Raw genomic sequence first — 16,627 nt, forward strand, 5'->3', positions numbered from 1 at the left:
AAAGGTTGGTTGCAGTGACCCGCAGTTACCAGATCCGCACGTTCGGTTGCCAGATGAACGTGCACGACTCCGAGCGGCTCGCCGGTCTACTGGAGGACGCTGGCTACGAGCGGGCCGCCGAGGACGCGCAGGCCGACGTCGTCGTGTTCAACACCTGCGCGGTCCGCGAGAACGCCGACAACAAGCTCTACGGCACGCTCGGCCACCTCGCGCCGCAGAAGACCGCGAACCCCGGCATGCAGATCGCCGTCGGCGGCTGTCTCGCGCAGAAGGACCGCGGCGAGATCGTGCGGCGCGCCCCGTGGGTCGACGTCGTGTTCGGCACGCACAACATCGGCTCGCTGCCGGTGCTGCTCGAACGCGCGCGCCACAACGAGGAGGCGCAGGTCGAGATCCTCGAGGCGCTGGAGACGTTCCCGTCGTCGCTGCCGGCCACCCGCGACTCCGCCTACTCGGGCTGGGTGTCGATCTCGGTGGGCTGCAACAACACCTGCACGTTCTGCATCGTGCCGTCGTTGCGCGGCAAGGAGAAGGACCGCCGCCCCGGCGACGTGCTCGCCGAGGTGCAGACACTGGTCGACGAGGGCGTGCTCGAAGTGACGCTGCTCGGCCAGAACGTCAACTCGTACGGCGTCGAGTTCGGCGACAGGCTGGCGTTCGGCAAGCTGCTGCGCGCGTGCGGCGGCATCGACGGCCTGGAGCGCGTGCGCTTCACCTCGCCGCACCCCAAGGACTTCACCGACGACGTCATCGCCGCCATGGCCGAGACGCCGAACGTGTGCCACCAGCTGCACATGCCGCTGCAGTCCGGTTCGGACCGCCTGCTCAAGGAGATGCGCCGCTCGTACCGCACGGAGAAGTACCTGGGGATCATCGACAAGGTCCGCGCCGCCATGCCGGACGCCGCGATCACCACGGACATCATCGTCGGCTTCCCCGGTGAGACCGAGGAGGACTTCCAGGGCACGCTCGACGTGGTGCGGCAGGCGAGGTTCTCGTCCGCGTTCACGTTCCAGTACTCGAAGCGCCCCGGCACGCCGGCCGCGGATCTGCCCGACCAGCTGCCCAAGGCCGTCGTGCAGGAACGCTTCGACCGGCTCGTGGCGCTGCAGAACGAGATGACGCACCAGCTGAACATCGAGCAGGTCGGCCGCACCGTCGAGGTCCTGGTCGCGACCGGCGAGGGCAAGCGCGACGCCGAGACCCACCGCATGAGCGGCCGCGCCCGGGACGGACGCCTGGTGCACTTCACGCCCGGCGAGACGGCCCCGCGTCCCGGCGACGTCGTCGAGACGGTCGTGACGTACGCGGCCCCGCACTACCTCGTGGCGGACGGCGAACCGCTGACCTGGCGCCGCACCAAGGCCGGTGACCGCTCCGAGGCGGGCATCAAGCCCAAGACCGCGGGCGTCGGCCTCGGCCTGCCGTCGTTCGGTGCTCCCGCGCCGCTGCCCGCCGTGTCCGGGTGCGCCGCCCAGTGAGCGAAGAGGAGTACCTGCGCAAGGAGATCGACGCGGTGGAACAGCAGGCGGCCAGGCGCATCGACCCCGGTACCGGCGCGCTGACGATCTCGATCGCGGTGCTGGCGTTGCTGGTGTCGCTGGTGCTGCCGTGGGTCGGCGAGACCACGGGCCTGAGCGTCGTGCTCGGCGAGTCGACGAGCTTCGTGCCGCGGCTGTTCTCGTACTTCGCGTTCGGCGTCGGGGTGATCGGTTCCGGCATCGCGCTCGCGGTGCGCCGCTGGGGCATGGCGTGGGTGTGCACGCTGGGGTTGTTCGCGGGCTCGGTGACGGGCGTGCTGTCGATCTGGTCGCAGCAGACGACCACGAGCAACAAGACGATCGGGCCCGGTCCCGGCGTCGGGTTGATCATCGCCGTGATCGCGGTGATCGTGCTGCTGGTGAAGTGGGTGAGGATCGCGGCGTCCCGGCCTCCCCAGCTGTAATGAAACATCGCACCTTCCCGATTGCTTTGTCGTCAAACGGGAAGGTGCACTGGGATGACGGACGCCACGAACACCACGGGCGACGTCACGGGCGCCGCCTTCCAGATCGGCTCCGTCGGCCGCGACTTCACGATCAACTACGGGCCGCCGAAACGCTCGTCGGCGCTCCAGATCGCCGCGGTGGTCGTCGCCGTCGTGGTCGCGAACCTGGGCGGCGACGGGAAATCCCCGGACGCGGCCGCTCCGCCGACGGTCGCGACGCGTCAGCAGCAGCCGACGAGGCCGGCGAACGACGGGCCGGGCTACCTGGTGCCGTCCGACCAGGCCCAGAAGGCGATCGACTTCTACGACAACGAGTTCCACGACGCGGTGATGTGGGACCGCCACCCGCCGGACACGAACGCCAGCCACCAGCCGCACTGGGTGCGCGAGTTCTCCGGTCCCGGCGTCTTCCGCCTCCGCAACGTGCCGGCCGACCGCTGCCTGGAACCGGTGCGGGAGGGGCGGGGCGACCACGTGGTCGCGAACGTCTGCTCGGGCGCGGAGTCCCAGCTGTGGCGCACGTGGAACACCGCCCAGTTCGCCAGCGTGCCGTCCGGTGGCTGCCTGGCCGCGCTGGACGGTTCCTACGACAACGGCACCTGGCTGCACGTCACCACCTGCACGGTCGGCAGGCCCGACCAGCAGTGGAGCGTCGTCCGTTGAAAAAGCCCCCTCTCCGCGTGGGAGAGGGGGCTTCGGTCGTTCGAACTAGCGGGTCGCCAGCGCCTGCTCGGCGGCGGCGAGCCACTCACGCCACTGCGCGGCCTGAGCCTCGGCCTGCTCGGTGCGGCGCTTGTCGCCCGCGGCACGAGCCTTCGCGGCCTGGGCCTCGAACTGCTCCACGCGCTCGCGGAACTGCGCCACACGGGCCTCGGCCTCGGGGTCGGAGCGACGCCACTGCGCGTCGACCGCGCCGCGGACCCGCTCCTCGATCGTGCGCAGCTTGCCCTCGAGCTCGCGGATGCGCTCGCGCGGCACCTTGCCGATCGCGTCCCAGCGCTCCTGGATCTTGTAGAGGGCGTTGCGCGCAGCCTCGAGATCGGCCGACGGGTCGATGCCCTCGGCCTCGGCGAGCAGCTCCTCCTTCAGCTTCGCGTTCGCCGAGAACTCGGCGTCGCGCTCGCTGAAAGCCTCGGAACGCTTCTGGAAGAACGCGTCCTGCGCGGCCCGGAACCGCTGCCACAGCGCGTCGTCGGCCTCCTTGGGCGCACGCCCGGCGGCCTTCCACTCAACCATCAGCTCCTTGTAACGACCGGCCGTGGGGCCCCAGTCGTCGGAGTCGATGAGCTTCTCGGCCTCTTCGACGAGAGCCTGCTTGGAGGACTTCGCCACCGAGCGCTGGCGGTCGAGGTCGGCGAAGTGCGAGCCGCGACGGCGGTTGAACGCGTCACGGGCCTTCGAGAACCGGCGCCACAGCTGCTCGTCGGTCTTGCGGTCGACGCCGCGAATGGTCTTCCACTCGTCGAGGATCTGACGCAGCCGGTCGCCCGCGACCTTCCACTGCGTCGACTCGTTCGCGATCGACTCGGCCTCGTCGACGAGCGCCTGCTTGCGCGCCACGGACTGGGCTCGGGCGGCCTCCTTGGCCTCCTTGGCCTTCTCCATGCCGGCCTCGGCCTGCACCAGCACGTGCTCGACGCGGGCGGCCAGCGCCTTCAGGTCGCCGACGACGGCGGCCTCGGCGAGCTGCTCCTTGACGTGCTTCGCGCTGGTCATCGCGTGCTTCGGGTCGCCGGCGCCGGACTGCAGCCGCGTCACGAGCAGCTCGACCTCGGTGCGCAGGTCGTCGAAGCGCCGCGCGAAGTGCGCGAGGCCCTCGACCGGCTCACCGGCCTGCCACGACCCGACGGCGCGCTCGCCGTCCTCGGTCTTCACGTACACGGTGCCGTCGGCGTCCACGCGCCCCCAGCGGTCAGGGTGGTCCGACGCCACGGGGACGGCCGGAGGCTTCGCCTGCGGTGCGGTCTCCTTCGGCGTTTCCTCGACTCCACCCTCGGCTGCGTCCACGGTCGCGACCTCAGGTGCGACCTCCACCGCGGGGGTGGGCTCGGTCACGGCCTCCGGTGTGCTGTCCTGCTCCGACATCGCCGGTTCCTCCCATCTGACGCCCGTGCCTGCCACGGGCGCCCCGCCACTGGCGGGGCCGATGCAATACGGGCGCTGGAGGGTCTCCCGTCCCCAGTTCCCCGCGCGCATTCAAACAGGTCAGAGCTCGACTCGGTACTGGGAGTCCACGATAGGTAGCCTGGTCCGTCGTGATCACCCGTGCCGCAGTGGTACCGCACCCGCCTCTTCTGGTGCCAGAACTGGTCGCGGGAGCCGCCGCCGAAACCGAGTCCGTGCGCGCCGCAACCGTTGCCGCAGCAGGGAAACTGCCCGGTCCGTGGGTTGCCGTCGCGGTGGACGACAGCGGCCCTTCGACGGTGGTGCCACCACTGTCGGGAACTTTTCTCGGATATGGGGTCGATGTACCTGTGTCACTCGGCGGTGACCTGGTTCCGGACCCCCGAATTCCGTTGCCTGTGCTAATCACCGCGTGGCTGCGGGAACAGTGCGCAGTCGAAGTGTCACGCGTTGAACTCGTACCGCGTGATCTGCCGACATCCGAATGTGTCTCGTTTGGACAACGACTTGCGGGCGAAACCGCCGGGCTCTTGATCCTGGGCGACGGCTCCACTCGTCACGGGCCTCGCTCGCCCGGCTCCGACGACGAGCGTTCGGGACCTTTCGACGAGCACGTTCATTCACTTCTGGCCGCCGCGGACGTGGACGGCCTGCTTTCTCTCGACGTCGAGCTCGCGTCGGAGCTGGGTGCGCAGGGCCGGGCGGCGTGGCAGATCCTCGCCGGGGTGCCCGGACCGTGGCGTTGCTCCTCTGCCGAGTTCTTCGCACCGTTCGGCGTGGGCTACCACGTCGCTGTCTGGGAGCGCCCGTGATCACCCCTATCGCAGTCGTCGGACCCACCGCGACCGGCAAGTCCGACCTGGCCGTCGCTCTGGCGGAACGGTTCGGGGGAGAGGTCGTCAACGCCGACGCCATGCAGCTCTACCGTGGCATGGACATCGGCACGGCGAAGATGACGCTCGCCGAGCGTCGTGGCATCCCCCACCACCTGCTCGACGTCCTCTCCGTCACCGAGACCGCGTCCGTCGCGGCCTACCAGCGGGAGACGCGCGCGGTGATCGAGGACCTGCTCGCCGCCGGACGTCCGCCTGTCCTCGTCGGCGGTTCCGGTCTGTACGTGCAGGCGGTGCTCGACGACCTGAAGTTCCCCGGCACGGACGACGCCGTGCGGGAGCGTTTCGAGGCCGAGCTGGCCTCTCTCGGTCCGGAGGCGTTGCACCAGCGGTTGCAGACCCTGGACCCGGCCGCCGCGATCGCGATCCTGCCTTCGAACGGGCGCCGGATCGTGCGCGCTCTGGAGGTCATCGAGCTGACGGGGCAGCCGTTCTCCGCGAACCTCCCCAAGCCCGGACCCGCCCGCTACGACACCGTCCAGATCGGCGTCGACCGCGAGGTGTCCGAACTGGACTCGCGCGTCGACCTGCGGGTGGACGCGATGTTCGCCGCCGGTTTGGAGGATGAAGTGCGTGCCCTGGTCCGGCTCGGTCTGCGCGACGGCAAGACGGCGTCCCGGGCGCTGGGGTACCAGCAGGTGCTGTCCGCAATGGACGGAGCCTGCACGATCGACTTCGCCGCCGAGGAGACCAAACGGGCCACCCGCCGGTTCGTGCGGCGGCAGCGCTCGTGGTTCCGGCGTGACCAGCGCATCACCTGGTTGGACGGTGCGCGGCCCGATTTGGTCGAAGCCGCCGGTAACCTGGTCCCGTGGAGTTCGTGAAGGGGCACGGCACGGAGAACGACTTCGTCATCCTGCCCGACCTCGATGACCAGCTGGACCTGACTCCGGCGCGCGTCCAGGCGCTGTGCGACCGGCAGCGCGGCCTGGGCGCCGACGGCGTGCTGCGCGTCGTCCGTGTCGAGGGCAAGTGGTTCATGGACTACCGCAACGCCGACGGCTCCATCGCCGAGATGTGCGGCAACGGCCTGCGCGTCTTCGCCCGCTACCTCGTCGACGCGGGCCACCAGCCGCAGGGCGAGTTCGTGGTGGGCACGCGTGCGGGCGACCGGACCGTGGTGACCCACCCGGACGGCTCGGTCACGAACGACATGGGCCCCGCCCGGGTCACCGGCACGTCCATCGCGGCGGTCGACGGCCAGGGCATCGGCGGCTTCGCGGTCGACGTCGGCAACCCGCACCTCGCGTGCGTCACCGAGACCCCGGTCGAGAGCTTCGACCTCACCGTGCCGCCCGGAATCGACCCGGTGATCTTCCCGCACGGCGTCAACGTCGAACTGATCAACACCATCGGCGACAACGCGCTCCGCATGCGCGTCTACGAGCGCGGCGTCGGCGAGACCCGCTCGTGCGGCACCGGCACCGTCGCGTCCGTGGCCTCCTGGCTCGCGGGCCAGGGCAAGACCACGGGTTCGGCGACGGTCGACGTCCTCGGCGGCCAGGTCTTCGTCACCATCGAACCGACGACGTCGACGCTCACCGGACCTGCCGTGCTCGTCGCGCGTGGCGAGCTCGACAAGTCCTGGTGGGACGCCCTCGCTTAGACCTTCCAGCTGATATATCGGATATCAGTTCAGGTCGTAGACCTCGACCTTCCCGAGCCGGGCTTCCTTCACGACGTCGGGATGCGAGTCCGGAGCCGTCAGGCAGACGAGTTTGTCGTCGACGACGGCGACGGCGAAGCACGTCTGCGTCGTCTCCACCCGGTGCGTGATCTTGCCGCCCTCGGTCACCCGGAACACCGCCGGCTGCAACGCCGGCGCCACCCACACGCCGTCGCCGTCTCCGGCGATCCCGTCCGGCGCGATGCCGAACTCCTTCACGTCGGCCCACAACCTGCGGTTTTGCAACGATCCGTTTCGGTCGACGGAAAACGAAGTGAGTTTGAATGCAATGGTCTCGGCGATGACCAATATATTGCCGCTCTCGGACTCGCCCGTCGGGTCGGGCAGGAGCGCCATGCCGTTCGGGAACTTGAGGTCCTCCGCGACGACGCTGACGGCGCCGTCGGGCTGGACGAGGGCGAGCGCGGCGCCCGGCGGGTCGAAGTCGGGTTCGAGCAGTCTCGGGATACCGACTTCGGTGATCAGGCCGTGCAGGTCGAAGCCGAAGTTGCCGACGTACGCGCGGCCCTCGCCGTCGACGAGCATGTCGTTGGCGTGATAAGTCGCGATATCCGATATATCAGCGTGGAGGATCAGGTCCGTTCCCTCGAGGCGGCGGACGGTGTGGTCGAGCATCGACACGACGAGCAGGCGTCCGTCGGGCAGCCACCCGAGACCGGACGGCTGGCCGTCGAAGGCGACGACGAGCTCGTCCTCACCGGTCGTGAGATCGAGTGCGTGCACCTCGCCCGCGTAGAAGTCGGAGTAGTAGAGGCGGCCGTCGGGGCCGCGTCGCGGTCCCTCGCCGAAGTGAAGACCGTCCCGCAGTACCCGTGCTTGTTGCGCCTCAGCCATGGGCCTCGACGCTAGCTCCGGCCGGAAGGTCACGCATCGTCCGCAACGGTGAGAACAACACCCAGAACATTCCGAGGATCGAGCCGGCCAGCGAGACCCACAGCGTCGGCACGATGCCGATCCACGTGCCGAGCCCGCCGCCCAGCAGCGCGCCCAGCGGCGTCGACCCCCACACCACCCAGCGGATCGAGGCGTTCATCCGGCCCAGCAGGTGGTCCGGGCAGATCGCCTGCCGGTAGCTCACCTGGCCGACGTTGTAGACGACGATCCCGAACACCGCCACCGCCGAGCCGGCCATCGGCAGCACCAGGCCCCACCCGTCCGACACGAACGGCAGCGTCAGGGTGAACGGCCAGGTCAGCATCGGGATGAGCCAGATCATCCTGGCCTGCCCGACTAGCACGCCGATCCGGTACGCGAACGCCGCGCCGAGCACACCGCCGACGCCGCCCGCGCTGAGCAGCAGACCCGCCGTCCCCTCGCTGAGGCCCACGACGTTCAGCAGGAAGAGGATCATCACGGCGCTCTGGATGCCGTGGAAGAAGTTCGACGTGCCGGTGCAGGCCACGATCATGCGCAGAGTGGTGTTGCCGAAGACGAACCGCAGTCCCTCGCCGATCTCGCGGCGCAGATGCGGGTCGGGGTGGCGTTCCGGCGCGGGTTCGACCTTCTTGATCCGGAGCAGGAAGAACGCCGAGCTCAGATAGCCCACGCCGGTCGCCAGGACGCCGTTGGCCGCGCCGAGGAACTGGGCCGCGTAGCCGCCGATCGCGGGTCCGGACACCTCCGCGACCGACAGGCTGGCCTGCAGCTTCGAGTTGCCCTCGACGAGCTGTCCGCGTCCGACGAGCGACGGCAGGTACGACTGGTAGGCGACGTCGAAGAACACCGTGCACACGCCCACCGCGAGGCTCACCGCGATCAGCTGCGGCAGCGTGAGCAGGTCCAGCCACCACGCGACGGGCACGCTCAGCAGCAGGGCGGCGCGCGAGACGTCCATCGCGATCATCAGCGGTTTGCGGCGCATCCGGTCGACCCACACGCCCGCGGGCAGGCCGATCAGCAGGAACGCCATCATGCTCGCCGCGGCCAGCAGACCCATCTCGAACGGTGTCGCGTTCAGCACACCCGCCGCGAGCAGCGGGATCACCGTCATGCCGACGTTCGCGCCGAACTGGCTGATGGTGTCGCCCATCCAGAGCCTGCGGAAGTCGGGGTGCCCCCAAAGCGCCATGCCGGGAAGTCTGCGCTGAGTGATTGGAAACTGTCAATCACTTAGACTTGAGCGCGTGGCACTCTCCCGCAAGCGACGACCCGCGACGAGCGAGGAAGCCGCGGCTCTCAGCTCTGACCTGCGGCTGCGGATGATCCGCATGACGTTCGACCGGCCGCTGACCAACAAGGAGCTGGCGCAGCGGCTCGGCAAGGATCCGGCGACGACGCTGCACCACGTCCGCAAGCTCGTCGCCGCCGGGTTCCTCGAGGCCATGCCTGCGCGGGCCGGCAACCGGGGGGCGAAAGAGATCCCCTATCGGTCGACAGGGCTGTCCTGGCAGCTCGACAACAGCGAAAATGCGGTCGCCGTCGGCGAGGCGATGCTGCACGCTTTTCTCGGCGAGGTTGCCGACATCGGGCTCAGGGACGTGGATCAGAGCCGCCTGGTCGTCACCGTCGACCCCGAGGAACTAAAGCAGCGGCTCGCGTCGTTGATGGATGAGCTGGCCGCGCAACCGGTCAAGCCGGATGTTCCCCGTGTGGCGATCTACCTCGCGGTGTATCCGGGGGACTGACGGTCCATGGGACGATGAAGGGCAAATGACGGAAAACATCCAGAGCACAGAGTTCGACCCGGAGTTCGACTCCTCTTGGGAAGAGGAGGACTTCTCCACAGGTGACTTCGAACGCGCCGAGCGCGCCGCGTTGCGCCGTGTCGCAGGGTTGTCCACCGAGCTCGAGGACATCACCGAGGTCGAGTACCGGCAGCTTCGCCTGGAGCGGGTCGTGCTCGTCGGGGTGTGGACCGAGGGCACGGCCGCGGACTCCGACGCCTCGATGGCCGAGCTGGCGCGCCTCGCCGAGACCGCCGGTTCCGAGGTGCTCGAAGGCGTGGTGCAGCGGCGCGACAAGCCCGACGCGGCGACGTACATCGGCTCCGGCAAGGTCTCCGAGCTGCGCGACGTGGTGCAGGCGACCGGCGCGGACACGGTGATCTGCGACGGTGAGCTCTCGCCGGGCCAGCTGCGTCAGCTGGAGGAACGGCTGAAGGTCAAGGTCATCGACCGGACCGCGCTCATCCTGGACATCTTCGCGCAGCACGCGCGGTCCAAGGAGGGCAAGGCCCAGGTCGAGCTGGCCCAGCTGCAGTACCTGATGCCGCGCCTGCGCGGCTGGGGTGAGACGTTGTCGAGGCAGGCCGGTGGTCGTGCCGGTGGCGGCAACGGCGGTGTGGGTCTGCGCGGTCCCGGTGAGACCAAGATCGAGACCGACCGGCGCCGGATCCGCGACCGCATCTCGAAGCTCCGCCGTGAGCTCGCCGCGATCAAGGTGATCCGCGAGACCAAGCGCAGCCGCCGCGTCGCGAACGAGATTCCGAGCGTCGCCATCGCGGGTTACACGAACGCGGGCAAGTCCTCGCTGCTCAACGCGCTGACCGACGCCGGTGTCCTGGTGGAGGACGCACTGTTCGCCACCCTCGACCCGACGACGCGCCGCGCGCTGACGCCGGAGGGCCTGCCGTACACGCTGACGGACACGGTCGGCTTCGTCCGGCACCTGCCGCACCAGCTGGTCGAGGCGTTCCGGTCGACGCTGGAGGAGGTCGGCCAGGCCGACCTGCTCGTACACGTGGTCGACGGCTCCGACGCCATGCCGGAGTCGCAGGTCAAGGCCGTGCGCGAGGTGCTGGCCGAGATCAACGAGGAGTCCGGCACGCCGATGCCGCGCGAGCTGCTCGTCGTGAACAAGATCGACGCGGTGGGCGACCTGGGCCTGGCCCGGCTGCGGCACCTGTTCCCGGACGCGTCGTTCGTGTCGGCGCACTCGGGGCTCGGCATCGAGGAGCTGAAGGTCCGCATCGCGGAGCTGATGCCACGTCCCGAGGTCGTGGTCGAGGCTCTCGTCCCGTACGCGCGCGGCGAGGTCGTCGCCCGCGTGCACCGCGACGGCGAAGTGCTGTCCGAGAAGCACACGGAGTCGGGCACGCTGCTGTCCGCCCGCGTGCGCCCGGACCTCGCGGGCCTGCTCGAGGAGTTCGCGACGAACGGAACGCCTGCTTGATCCCGCCTCCACCGGTGGACGTGTGCCCGGTGAGCATGCAAGAGCTCTCCGGGCTCACGTCCGACGGAAACCAGTTCTTCGCCGTCAGCGACAGCGACAACGGCACGCTGCGCATCCAGGTCATGGGCCGTGACTGCGCCGTGAAGCGCACCATCACCGCGCCCGTCGACCCGTTCGACGTCGAAGACCTGGCGATGACGCCGGACGGCACCCTCTGGGCCTCCGACACCGGCGACAACGGCAAGTCCCGCTCCACGGTCGCCCTGCACAAGGTCTCGCCCTCGGGCGCCGTGGAGCGGTTCCGCGTCACGTACCCGGACGGCAAGCACGACGCCGAAGCCTTGTTGATCGACAAGTCCGGTATCCCGTACATCGTCACCAAAGAACCCCTCGGCTCCGCACTGGTATATCGCCCGGCGGCCCCGCTCCAAACCGATATATCAGTCCCGTTGGAGCAGGTCGCGCGCGTGTCGCTGTCGACGACCGACACCCCGGGCGGCCCCTTGGAAGGCACCCTCGACTCGCGCCTGGTGACGGGCGCCGCTTCTACTCTCGACGGCTCGGTGATCGCCCTGCGCACCTACACCGACGCCTACCTCTATCCGGTGCCCGGCGGCGATCTGGTGAAGGCCCTGTCCGGCGATCCGGTCCGCATCCCGCTGCCGGACGAACCCCAGGGCGAGGCCATCGCCTTCGACCCGGACGGCACCCTGCTCTCCGCCTCGGAAGGCGCCGGCACCCCGATCCGCTCGGTAGCGGGCGCCGCCGCCCTGGCTCGGCCACCCGCGCCGGCGACCACAACGCCTCCACCGCCGGCAGCCGACCAGCCTCAGGCCTCACCGCAGTCGCCGTCCAACTCCTGGCAGAACTGGCCCCTGGCCCTGACCTTCGGCGGCATCGTTCTCGTCGCCGCCCTGGTCATCGGACTCCGCCTGCGCCGCCGAGCCTGACCGCCGCTCAGCCCGTCGTCGGTCGTCCCGCGGCGCTCAACCCGCAGCCCGCACTCGTGACGACAGGCCGGCACTCGCCGACCAGCAAGTCCACGATCTAGGCTTCGCTGAACGCCTCACCCCTGCTGACCTGCCGCTTAGCAATGACTCTTTGGACTTCGTCGTCAAAAGACTCATTGCTAAGGCGGCTAGGAGCAGTGGAGTGCGGCACCGATATATTGGATATCGGGGTCAGTCCCAGGCGACGGGCAGGCGTTCCAGGCCGCCGATCACCAGGCTCGCGCGGTGGGAGAGTTCGTCCTCGGGGACGGCGAGGCGCAGCTTCGGGAAGCGGGTGAAGAGGGCGGGGAAGGCGATCTTCAGCTCGATCCGGGCGAGGTGCTGGCCGATGCACTGGTGGATGCCGTGCCCGAACGCCAGGTGCCCGGTCGCACCGCGGGCGAGGTCGAGGACGTCCGGATCGGCGTAGCGGGCCGGGTCGTGATTGGCGGAGCGCAGTTCGACGAACACGGTGTCGCCCGCGCGCACGAGGGTGCCCTCGATCTCGGCGTCCTCCAGAGCGGTGCGGGCCGTCGCCGGCGTCAGACTGATATGTCGCAGCAGCTCCTCGACGGCGGCGTCGGGATCGGCGAGCAGCGCGCCCACCTGCGCCGGCGAGCGCATGAGCTCCAGCGCGCCGAGCGACAGCATGTTCGTCGTCGTGTCGAGGCCGCCGCCGAGCAGCGCCATGCCCATCGCGGCCATCTCGTCGTCGGTGAGAGGGTCGCCAGTGAGAGAGTTGTCAGGGTCGGCCTCGCCGTTGACCAGGCCGCTGAGCACGTCGTCGGTCGGGTGCGCACGCTTCAGAGCCACCATCTCCAGCATGAACTGCTGCATGCGCCCGAACGCGGCGAACATCGCCTCGGCCTCACCGGCCTCCGCGCCGCTGGCACCGGTGAGCAGCACGGCGTCCTGCTGGAACTCCGTGCGGCGCTCGAAAGGGACGCCGAGCAGCTCGCAGATCATCAGTCCCGGCACCGGCACCGCGAAGTGCTCGACCAGGTCCGCGGGCGAGCCCTGGGCCTCCAGCGAGTCCAGGTGCGAGGCGGTGATCGTCTCGAGTCGTTCGGCGAGCACCCGCATCCGCCGGACGGTGAACTGGCCGGTGAGCTTGCTCCGGTAGCGGGTGTGGTCCGGCGGGTCGTGGTCGGTGAACGCGCCGGGCGGTGACGGCGGCGCGTCGCCGGGGCTGCCCGGACCGAACGGGTTGTGCATCTTGTCCGGCCGGATGCTGAAGCGGCTGTCGGCGAGCACGGCACGCACCGTGGCGTGGTCGTGCGCTCGCCAGCCTGCGTGCCCGTCCGGGTACGTCATCGGGCTGAGTGGCATTGCCTCCCCCTTGCAACGAGGTCTTTCCCCTGCCTGCAAGCTAAAAACGTTTGCGGACGAAGTCAAAAGACTCATTGCAATGGCCTGCGAGGGAAGGCACCATGGGGTTGTGCCTGGTAAGCGGCTAGATGAAGAAGAACGGCAGCTCATCGCCCAGTTCCTCTGGGACGGGCTGGGGTACTCCGAAATCGGGAGGCGGTTGCAAAGGCCCGCCTCGACGATCCAGCGGGAGGTGGCCCGCAACGGGGGCCACAACAACTACCGGCCGGGGGCGGCGCACCGGGCGGCGGCCGAGCGGGCGATGCGCCGGATGCCCGCGGTCGACGATCTCGACATCGACGACGAGGCTTACTCGTTCGACCGCAGCCCCGGAAAGGTGAAGGAATTTCACCTAACGCTGGTCGGTGTCTTCGTCCAGACCGGGCTCACCCGGACGGCGGCGCGGATCCTCGCCGAGATCTTCATGTGCGACAAGGGCAGCCTGTCGGCGACCGAGCTGGTGCTGAGGCTGTCGGTCAGTCCGGGCACGGTGTCGCGGTCGACGAAATACTTGGAGGAGCTGCACCTGCTGCGCAGCGAGCGCGACGGCAAGCGGATGCGCTACTTCCTGGACGACGACCTCTGGTACCAGGCGTGGCTGGCCAGCGCCGAGCGCAACGCCATGTGGGCGCACACCGCACTGAACGGGTCCGAGATCTTCGGACTCGACACACCAGTGGGTGCGCGCCTCAAGGACATGGGCCAGTTCTTCGCGTTCGTCGTCACGGACATGGAGTCCACGAGGAAGAAGTGGCTCGAGTTCTTCGAGAAGAAGAAACGAGCCCGGGGAGAAGTTACGGGAGACGCCTGAGCACGGTGACGACCTTGCCGAGGATGGTGGCCTCGTCGCCGTTGATCGGCTGGTAGGCCGGGTTGTGCGGCATCAGCCACACGTGGCCGTCCTTGCGCTTGAACGTCTTGACGGTCGCCTCGCCGTCGATCATGGCGGCGACGATCTCGCCCTGGTCGGCGGTCGGCTGCTTGCGGATGACGACCCAGTCGCCGTCCGTGATGGCGGCGTCGATCATCGAGTCGCCGACCACGCGCAGCAGGAACAGCTCACCCTCGCCGACGATCTCGCGCGGCAGCGGGAACACGTCCTCGATCGACTCCTCCGCCAGGATCGGCCCACCGGCCGCGATCCGGCCGACCATCGGCACGTACGCGGGGGTCGGCTTCGACATCGGGTCGAGACCGGGGTCGATCTCGGGCGGCAGCATGCCGACTGCGCGCGGGCGGTTCGCGTCGCGGCGCAGGAAGCCCTTCCGCTCCAGCGCGCGCAGCTGGTACGCGACCGACGAGGTCGACGTCAGGCCCACGGCCTCGCCGATCTCGCGCACGCTCGGCGGATAGCCGAAACGGTCGACCCAGTCGCGAATCACGTCGAGTACCTTGCGCTGACGCAAAGTCAGGCCCGCGTTGCCCGCGATCTCACTTACCTCTGCTGTCACAAGAGCGGGGTCCGGGTCGATCGTCTTGCCTGCCACGGTCGCTGTCCTCCTCGCCGCCCCCAGTTCGAATGGGATTCCGGCACTCCGTCGATCTTCGTGGTCGACGGTAGTCGTGTTTGCTGCACAGATCAAACACCTGTTCGAGGTATTTGGGCGCGTGTTGTGGCGTCCGGCGGGTCGGTCTGGTAGAAATTCGCACGGACGTTCGATCGAACCCCTGTTCGATCATGGTGGTTGACCTGCGATGGAGGTCGTCATGGCGGTAATCGTCGAGAAGCGGTTGCGCGTTGTTGAAGACGCGGACGTCGCAGCGGGGCGTCCACTCCGTTCGGGTCCCCGTGTCATGCCGAGGCGCCCGGCGACCAGGCCGTACCCGGTCGCGGTGCCCGCGTCGCGCGAGTCGAGCTCGTGCGAGGTCCGGCCGAAGCGCGAGTCGATGCTCGAACTCGTCGCGGTCGGCGTGCTGAGCGCCCTCACCGTCATCGCGCTCGGTGTGCTCTACCTCCAGCAGGCCGGCGTCACCCCGTAAGACCGAAGCGAAACCGAAGCCTCACGGAAGTGGCCCTGTCCACCATGCGGTGCGACAGACGAGACCACCTTCGGAGGCACCATGGCGAGACAGGCCTACCACCCCGGTGACCAGCTGACGTCGCGGTGAGACGCGCGATCGTCGGCCTGGTGCTCGCGGTGAGCGCCACCAGCGCTGTTCCCGCGCACGCCGCTCCCGTCACCGGCGACCAGCCCGCGACCGGCACCGCGGTCGCCGTCATCACGCATGATCCCCGTGAGGACGAGGCGTCACTTCCGGACTCCACGCGTGCCGCGCTCGACATCGCGATGGACCGCGCACTGGCGAATCCGGCCGAGCTCTCCGTGCCCTACGCGGAGTTCGACACCGTCGTCGCGCCGGTGAAGACGACGGCGGCCCAGCCGGCCGTCGACGTCGCGAGCGGGCCCATGACCGTCGCGGCGAGCCCTCTGGGGTTGGGCTCGGACGACGGCAGCATCCCGGACGACGGAGTCACCGAAAAGCCTGCTGCACAAGCGAACGCGTTCTCCGCGCACCAAGCCGGACCCACGATGATGGTGCGCCCGCACGTGCCCAAGGTGCGGTACGGCCTCGCCGACCTCGACCAGGTGCAGCAGGAGGTGCTGCAGACCGCCCTGCCAGGCGGTGACGAGCTGCGCACCGCGTACGTCGACGCGCCGAACAACCGCGTGCTGGTGAAGGCGTCGGAAGTGACGCAGGAACTGCGGGAGGCGCTGGCCGCGCGGTACGGAGCGGACCGGGTCGCGCTCTACCTGGTGCCCGGCCTGGCCGAGCCGGTGCTCAAGGACAACCGGCAGGACGACTCCAGCCCGTACTACGGCGGCGCCTACTTCGACTACTGCAGCACGGCTTTCGGCTGGGTGCACGAAGGCAAGTCGTACATGTTGACCGCGGGCCACTGCACGTCGCTGAACAAGCCCGCGAGCAACCACAACGGCACGATGGGCACGGTCACCGCCGACAACTGGAACAACAACACCGGCTCCGTGAAGTGGAACGGCCAGAGCTACTACTCGGGCGACGTTTCCACGATCAAGATGTCCTCCGGCAAAGCGTCGAGTCATCGCGTTTATCGCGGTGGCCCGAATTCCGGCCAGTCCCGCGCGGTCACCGACAAGTGGCGCAACCGTTCCGGCAACGGCGACCGCTACTGCGTCAGCGGTCAGAAGACCGGCGAGATGTGCGGCTGGAAGGTCATTTCCACGTACGTCACCGTCCGCTACAGCGGTAACAGATTGCTGCGCAACGCCACCGAAGGCCACCGCGACGGCGTGTGCACCAGAGGCGGTGACTCCGGCGCGCCGATCTACACGATCCGCGGCGACGGCGGCGTCGCGGCCAAGGGCGTGCTCAGCGGCGGCAGCTCCAACACCAGCGGCAGCTGCTGGGACTACTTCACCGACACCTCGCTCGCGGAGAAGGCACTCGCCGGAGTGCTCCGCGTGCAAGCTCCCCGATAGAAAACACC

17 protein-coding genes are annotated in these 16,627 nt (G+C 69.1%); 12 read left to right on the top strand and 5 right to left on the bottom strand.

Annotated elements, in window-relative coordinates; all coding sequences use genetic code 11:
* Positions 1 to 14 precede the first annotated feature (14 nt).
* The 3 genes from miaB to UK23_RS01015 are packed head-to-tail and all read left to right on the top strand — an operon-like array spanning position 15 to position 2,650.
* Positions 15 to 1,481, top strand: coding sequence for a tRNA (N6-isopentenyl adenosine(37)-C2)-methylthiotransferase MiaB (miaB, locus tag UK23_RS01005; protein ID WP_269112238.1), 1,467 nt, complete (start codon positions 15 to 17; stop codon positions 1,479 to 1,481).
* The gene (locus UK23_RS01010) at positions 1,478 to 1,945 is read left to right on the top strand and encodes a hypothetical protein (RefSeq protein WP_045309394.1); all 468 of its coding nucleotides are present in this window, start codon (positions 1,478 to 1,480) and stop codon (positions 1,943 to 1,945) included. The genes miaB and UK23_RS01010 overlap by 4 nt, the downstream gene beginning before the upstream one ends.
* A 54-nt stretch (positions 1,946 to 1,999) precedes the next feature.
* Positions 2,000 to 2,650, top strand: coding sequence for an RICIN domain-containing protein (locus UK23_RS01015; RefSeq protein ID WP_045309395.1), 651 nt, complete (start codon positions 2,000 to 2,002; stop codon positions 2,648 to 2,650).
* A 45-nt stretch (positions 2,651 to 2,695) separates the two neighbouring features.
* On the opposite strand, the gene UK23_RS01020 is transcribed toward UK23_RS01015, so the two are convergent.
* Positions 2,696 to 4,072 carry a DUF349 domain-containing protein gene (locus UK23_RS01020; RefSeq protein WP_045309396.1) on the bottom strand — a complete coding sequence of 459 codons (1,377 nt, stop codon included), beginning with the start codon at positions 4,070 to 4,072 and terminating at the stop codon, positions 2,696 to 2,698.
* Positions 4,073 to 4,641: 569 nt separating this feature from the next.
* On the opposite strand from UK23_RS01020, the gene UK23_RS54765 reads away from it, so the two are divergent.
* From UK23_RS54765 to dapF, 3 genes are read left to right on the top strand one after another with little or no spacing between them, the layout of a single operon-like run.
* A complete protein-coding gene (locus UK23_RS54765) occupies positions 4,642 to 4,923 on the top strand; it encodes a hypothetical protein (RefSeq protein WP_330769773.1) in 282 nt (93 codons plus the stop codon).
* Positions 4,920 to 5,828: a tRNA (adenosine(37)-N6)-dimethylallyltransferase MiaA gene (gene miaA / locus UK23_RS01030; protein WP_196777563.1), complete on the top strand. Its 909-nt coding sequence runs from the start codon at positions 4,920 to 4,922 to the stop codon at positions 5,826 to 5,828. The genes UK23_RS54765 and miaA overlap by 4 nt, the downstream gene beginning before the upstream one ends.
* Positions 5,816 to 6,610 carry a diaminopimelate epimerase gene (gene dapF, locus UK23_RS01035; protein WP_045309398.1) on the top strand — a complete coding sequence of 265 codons (795 nt, stop codon included), beginning with the start codon at positions 5,816 to 5,818 and terminating at the stop codon, positions 6,608 to 6,610. The genes miaA and dapF overlap by 13 nt, the downstream gene beginning before the upstream one ends.
* A gap of 24 nt (positions 6,611 to 6,634) precedes the next feature.
* Here dapF and UK23_RS01040 read toward each other — a convergent pair whose 3' ends face one another.
* Together UK23_RS01040 and UK23_RS01045 are read right to left on the bottom strand one after the other, a co-directional pair.
* Positions 6,635 to 7,525, bottom strand: a complete 891-nt coding sequence (locus UK23_RS01040; protein ID WP_045309399.1) for an SMP-30/gluconolactonase/LRE family protein — start codon at positions 7,523 to 7,525, stop codon at positions 6,635 to 6,637.
* A complete protein-coding gene (locus UK23_RS01045; RefSeq protein ID WP_045309400.1) occupies positions 7,518 to 8,759 on the bottom strand; it encodes an MFS transporter in 1,242 nt (413 codons plus the stop codon). Before UK23_RS01045 ends, UK23_RS01040 begins: the two co-directional genes overlap by 8 nt.
* Before the next feature lie 55 nt (positions 8,760 to 8,814).
* Here UK23_RS01045 and UK23_RS01050 point away from each other — a divergent pair, with 55 nt between their 5' ends.
* From UK23_RS01050 to UK23_RS01060, 3 genes are read left to right on the top strand one after another with little or no spacing between them, the layout of a single operon-like run.
* Complete coding sequence (locus UK23_RS01050) at positions 8,815 to 9,315, top strand: ArsR/SmtB family transcription factor (protein ID WP_045309401.1); 501 nt, start codon at positions 8,815 to 8,817, stop codon at positions 9,313 to 9,315.
* 25 nt (positions 9,316 to 9,340) lie between these two features.
* On the top strand, positions 9,341 to 10,801 hold the full coding sequence (gene hflX, locus UK23_RS01055; RefSeq protein ID WP_045309402.1) for a GTPase HflX: 1,461 nt from the start codon (positions 9,341 to 9,343) through the stop codon (positions 10,799 to 10,801).
* A gap of 35 nt (positions 10,802 to 10,836) precedes the next feature.
* On the top strand, positions 10,837 to 11,751 hold the full coding sequence (locus UK23_RS01060) for a hypothetical protein (RefSeq protein ID WP_330769784.1): 915 nt from the start codon (positions 10,837 to 10,839) through the stop codon (positions 11,749 to 11,751).
* A gap of 231 nt (positions 11,752 to 11,982) precedes the next feature.
* Here the strand turns inward: UK23_RS01060 and UK23_RS01065 are convergent, their stop codons facing one another.
* Complete coding sequence (locus UK23_RS01065; protein WP_231114329.1) at positions 11,983 to 13,119, bottom strand: cytochrome P450; 1,137 nt, start codon at positions 13,117 to 13,119, stop codon at positions 11,983 to 11,985.
* Between the two features lie 109 nt (positions 13,120 to 13,228).
* On the opposite strand from UK23_RS01065, the gene UK23_RS51160 reads away from it, so the two are divergent.
* On the top strand, positions 13,229 to 13,969 hold the full coding sequence (locus tag UK23_RS51160) for a GbsR/MarR family transcriptional regulator (RefSeq protein WP_045309405.1): 741 nt from the start codon (positions 13,229 to 13,231) through the stop codon (positions 13,967 to 13,969).
* Here UK23_RS51160 and lexA read toward each other — a convergent pair.
* Complete coding sequence (gene lexA, locus UK23_RS01075; RefSeq protein ID WP_045309474.1) at positions 13,953 to 14,630, bottom strand: transcriptional repressor LexA; 678 nt, start codon at positions 14,628 to 14,630, stop codon at positions 13,953 to 13,955. The genes UK23_RS51160 and lexA overlap by 17 nt on opposite strands.
* Positions 14,631 to 14,865: 235 nt before the next feature.
* Here lexA and UK23_RS01080 point away from each other — a divergent pair, with 235 nt between their 5' ends.
* Together UK23_RS01080 and UK23_RS01085 are read left to right on the top strand one after the other, a co-directional pair.
* On the top strand, positions 14,866 to 15,138 hold the full coding sequence (locus tag UK23_RS01080) for a hypothetical protein (protein WP_156212630.1): 273 nt from the start codon (positions 14,866 to 14,868) through the stop codon (positions 15,136 to 15,138).
* 125 nt (positions 15,139 to 15,263) lie between these two features.
* A complete protein-coding gene (locus UK23_RS01085; RefSeq protein WP_045309407.1) occupies positions 15,264 to 16,619 on the top strand; it encodes a hypothetical protein in 1,356 nt (451 codons plus the stop codon).
* The last annotated feature ends 8 nt before the right edge of the window (positions 16,620 to 16,627 follow it).

Origin of the sequence: Lentzea aerocolonigenes (assembly GCF_000955955.1) — a bacterium.
Classification (GTDB): Bacteria; Actinomycetota; Actinomycetes; order Mycobacteriales; family Pseudonocardiaceae; genus Lentzea; species Lentzea aerocolonigenes_A.

What these genes read in the sequence shown, in the direction of transcription:
- hflX (WP_045309402.1), top strand. Translation starts at nt 9,341, where the DNA reads ATGACGGAAAACATCCAGAGCACAGAGTTCGACCCGGAGTTCGACTCC.
- UK23_RS01040 (WP_045309399.1), bottom strand. Translation starts at nt 7,525, where the DNA reads ATGGCTGAGGCGCAACAAGCACGGGTACTGCGGGACGGTCTTCACTTC.
- UK23_RS01020 (WP_045309396.1), bottom strand. Translation starts at nt 4,072, where the DNA reads ATGTCGGAGCAGGACAGCACACCGGAGGCCGTGACCGAGCCCACCCCC.
- UK23_RS01060 (WP_330769784.1), top strand. Translation starts at nt 10,837, where the DNA reads ATGCAAGAGCTCTCCGGGCTCACGTCCGACGGAAACCAGTTCTTCGCC.
- UK23_RS01080 (WP_156212630.1), top strand. Translation starts at nt 14,866, where the DNA reads ATGGCGGTAATCGTCGAGAAGCGGTTGCGCGTTGTTGAAGACGCGGAC.
- UK23_RS01015 (WP_045309395.1), top strand. Translation starts at nt 2,000, where the DNA reads ATGACGGACGCCACGAACACCACGGGCGACGTCACGGGCGCCGCCTTC.
- UK23_RS01045 (WP_045309400.1), bottom strand. Translation starts at nt 8,759, where the DNA reads ATGGCGCTTTGGGGGCACCCCGACTTCCGCAGGCTCTGGATGGGCGAC.
- UK23_RS01065 (WP_231114329.1), bottom strand. Translation starts at nt 13,119, where the DNA reads ATGCCACTCAGCCCGATGACGTACCCGGACGGGCACGCAGGCTGGCGA.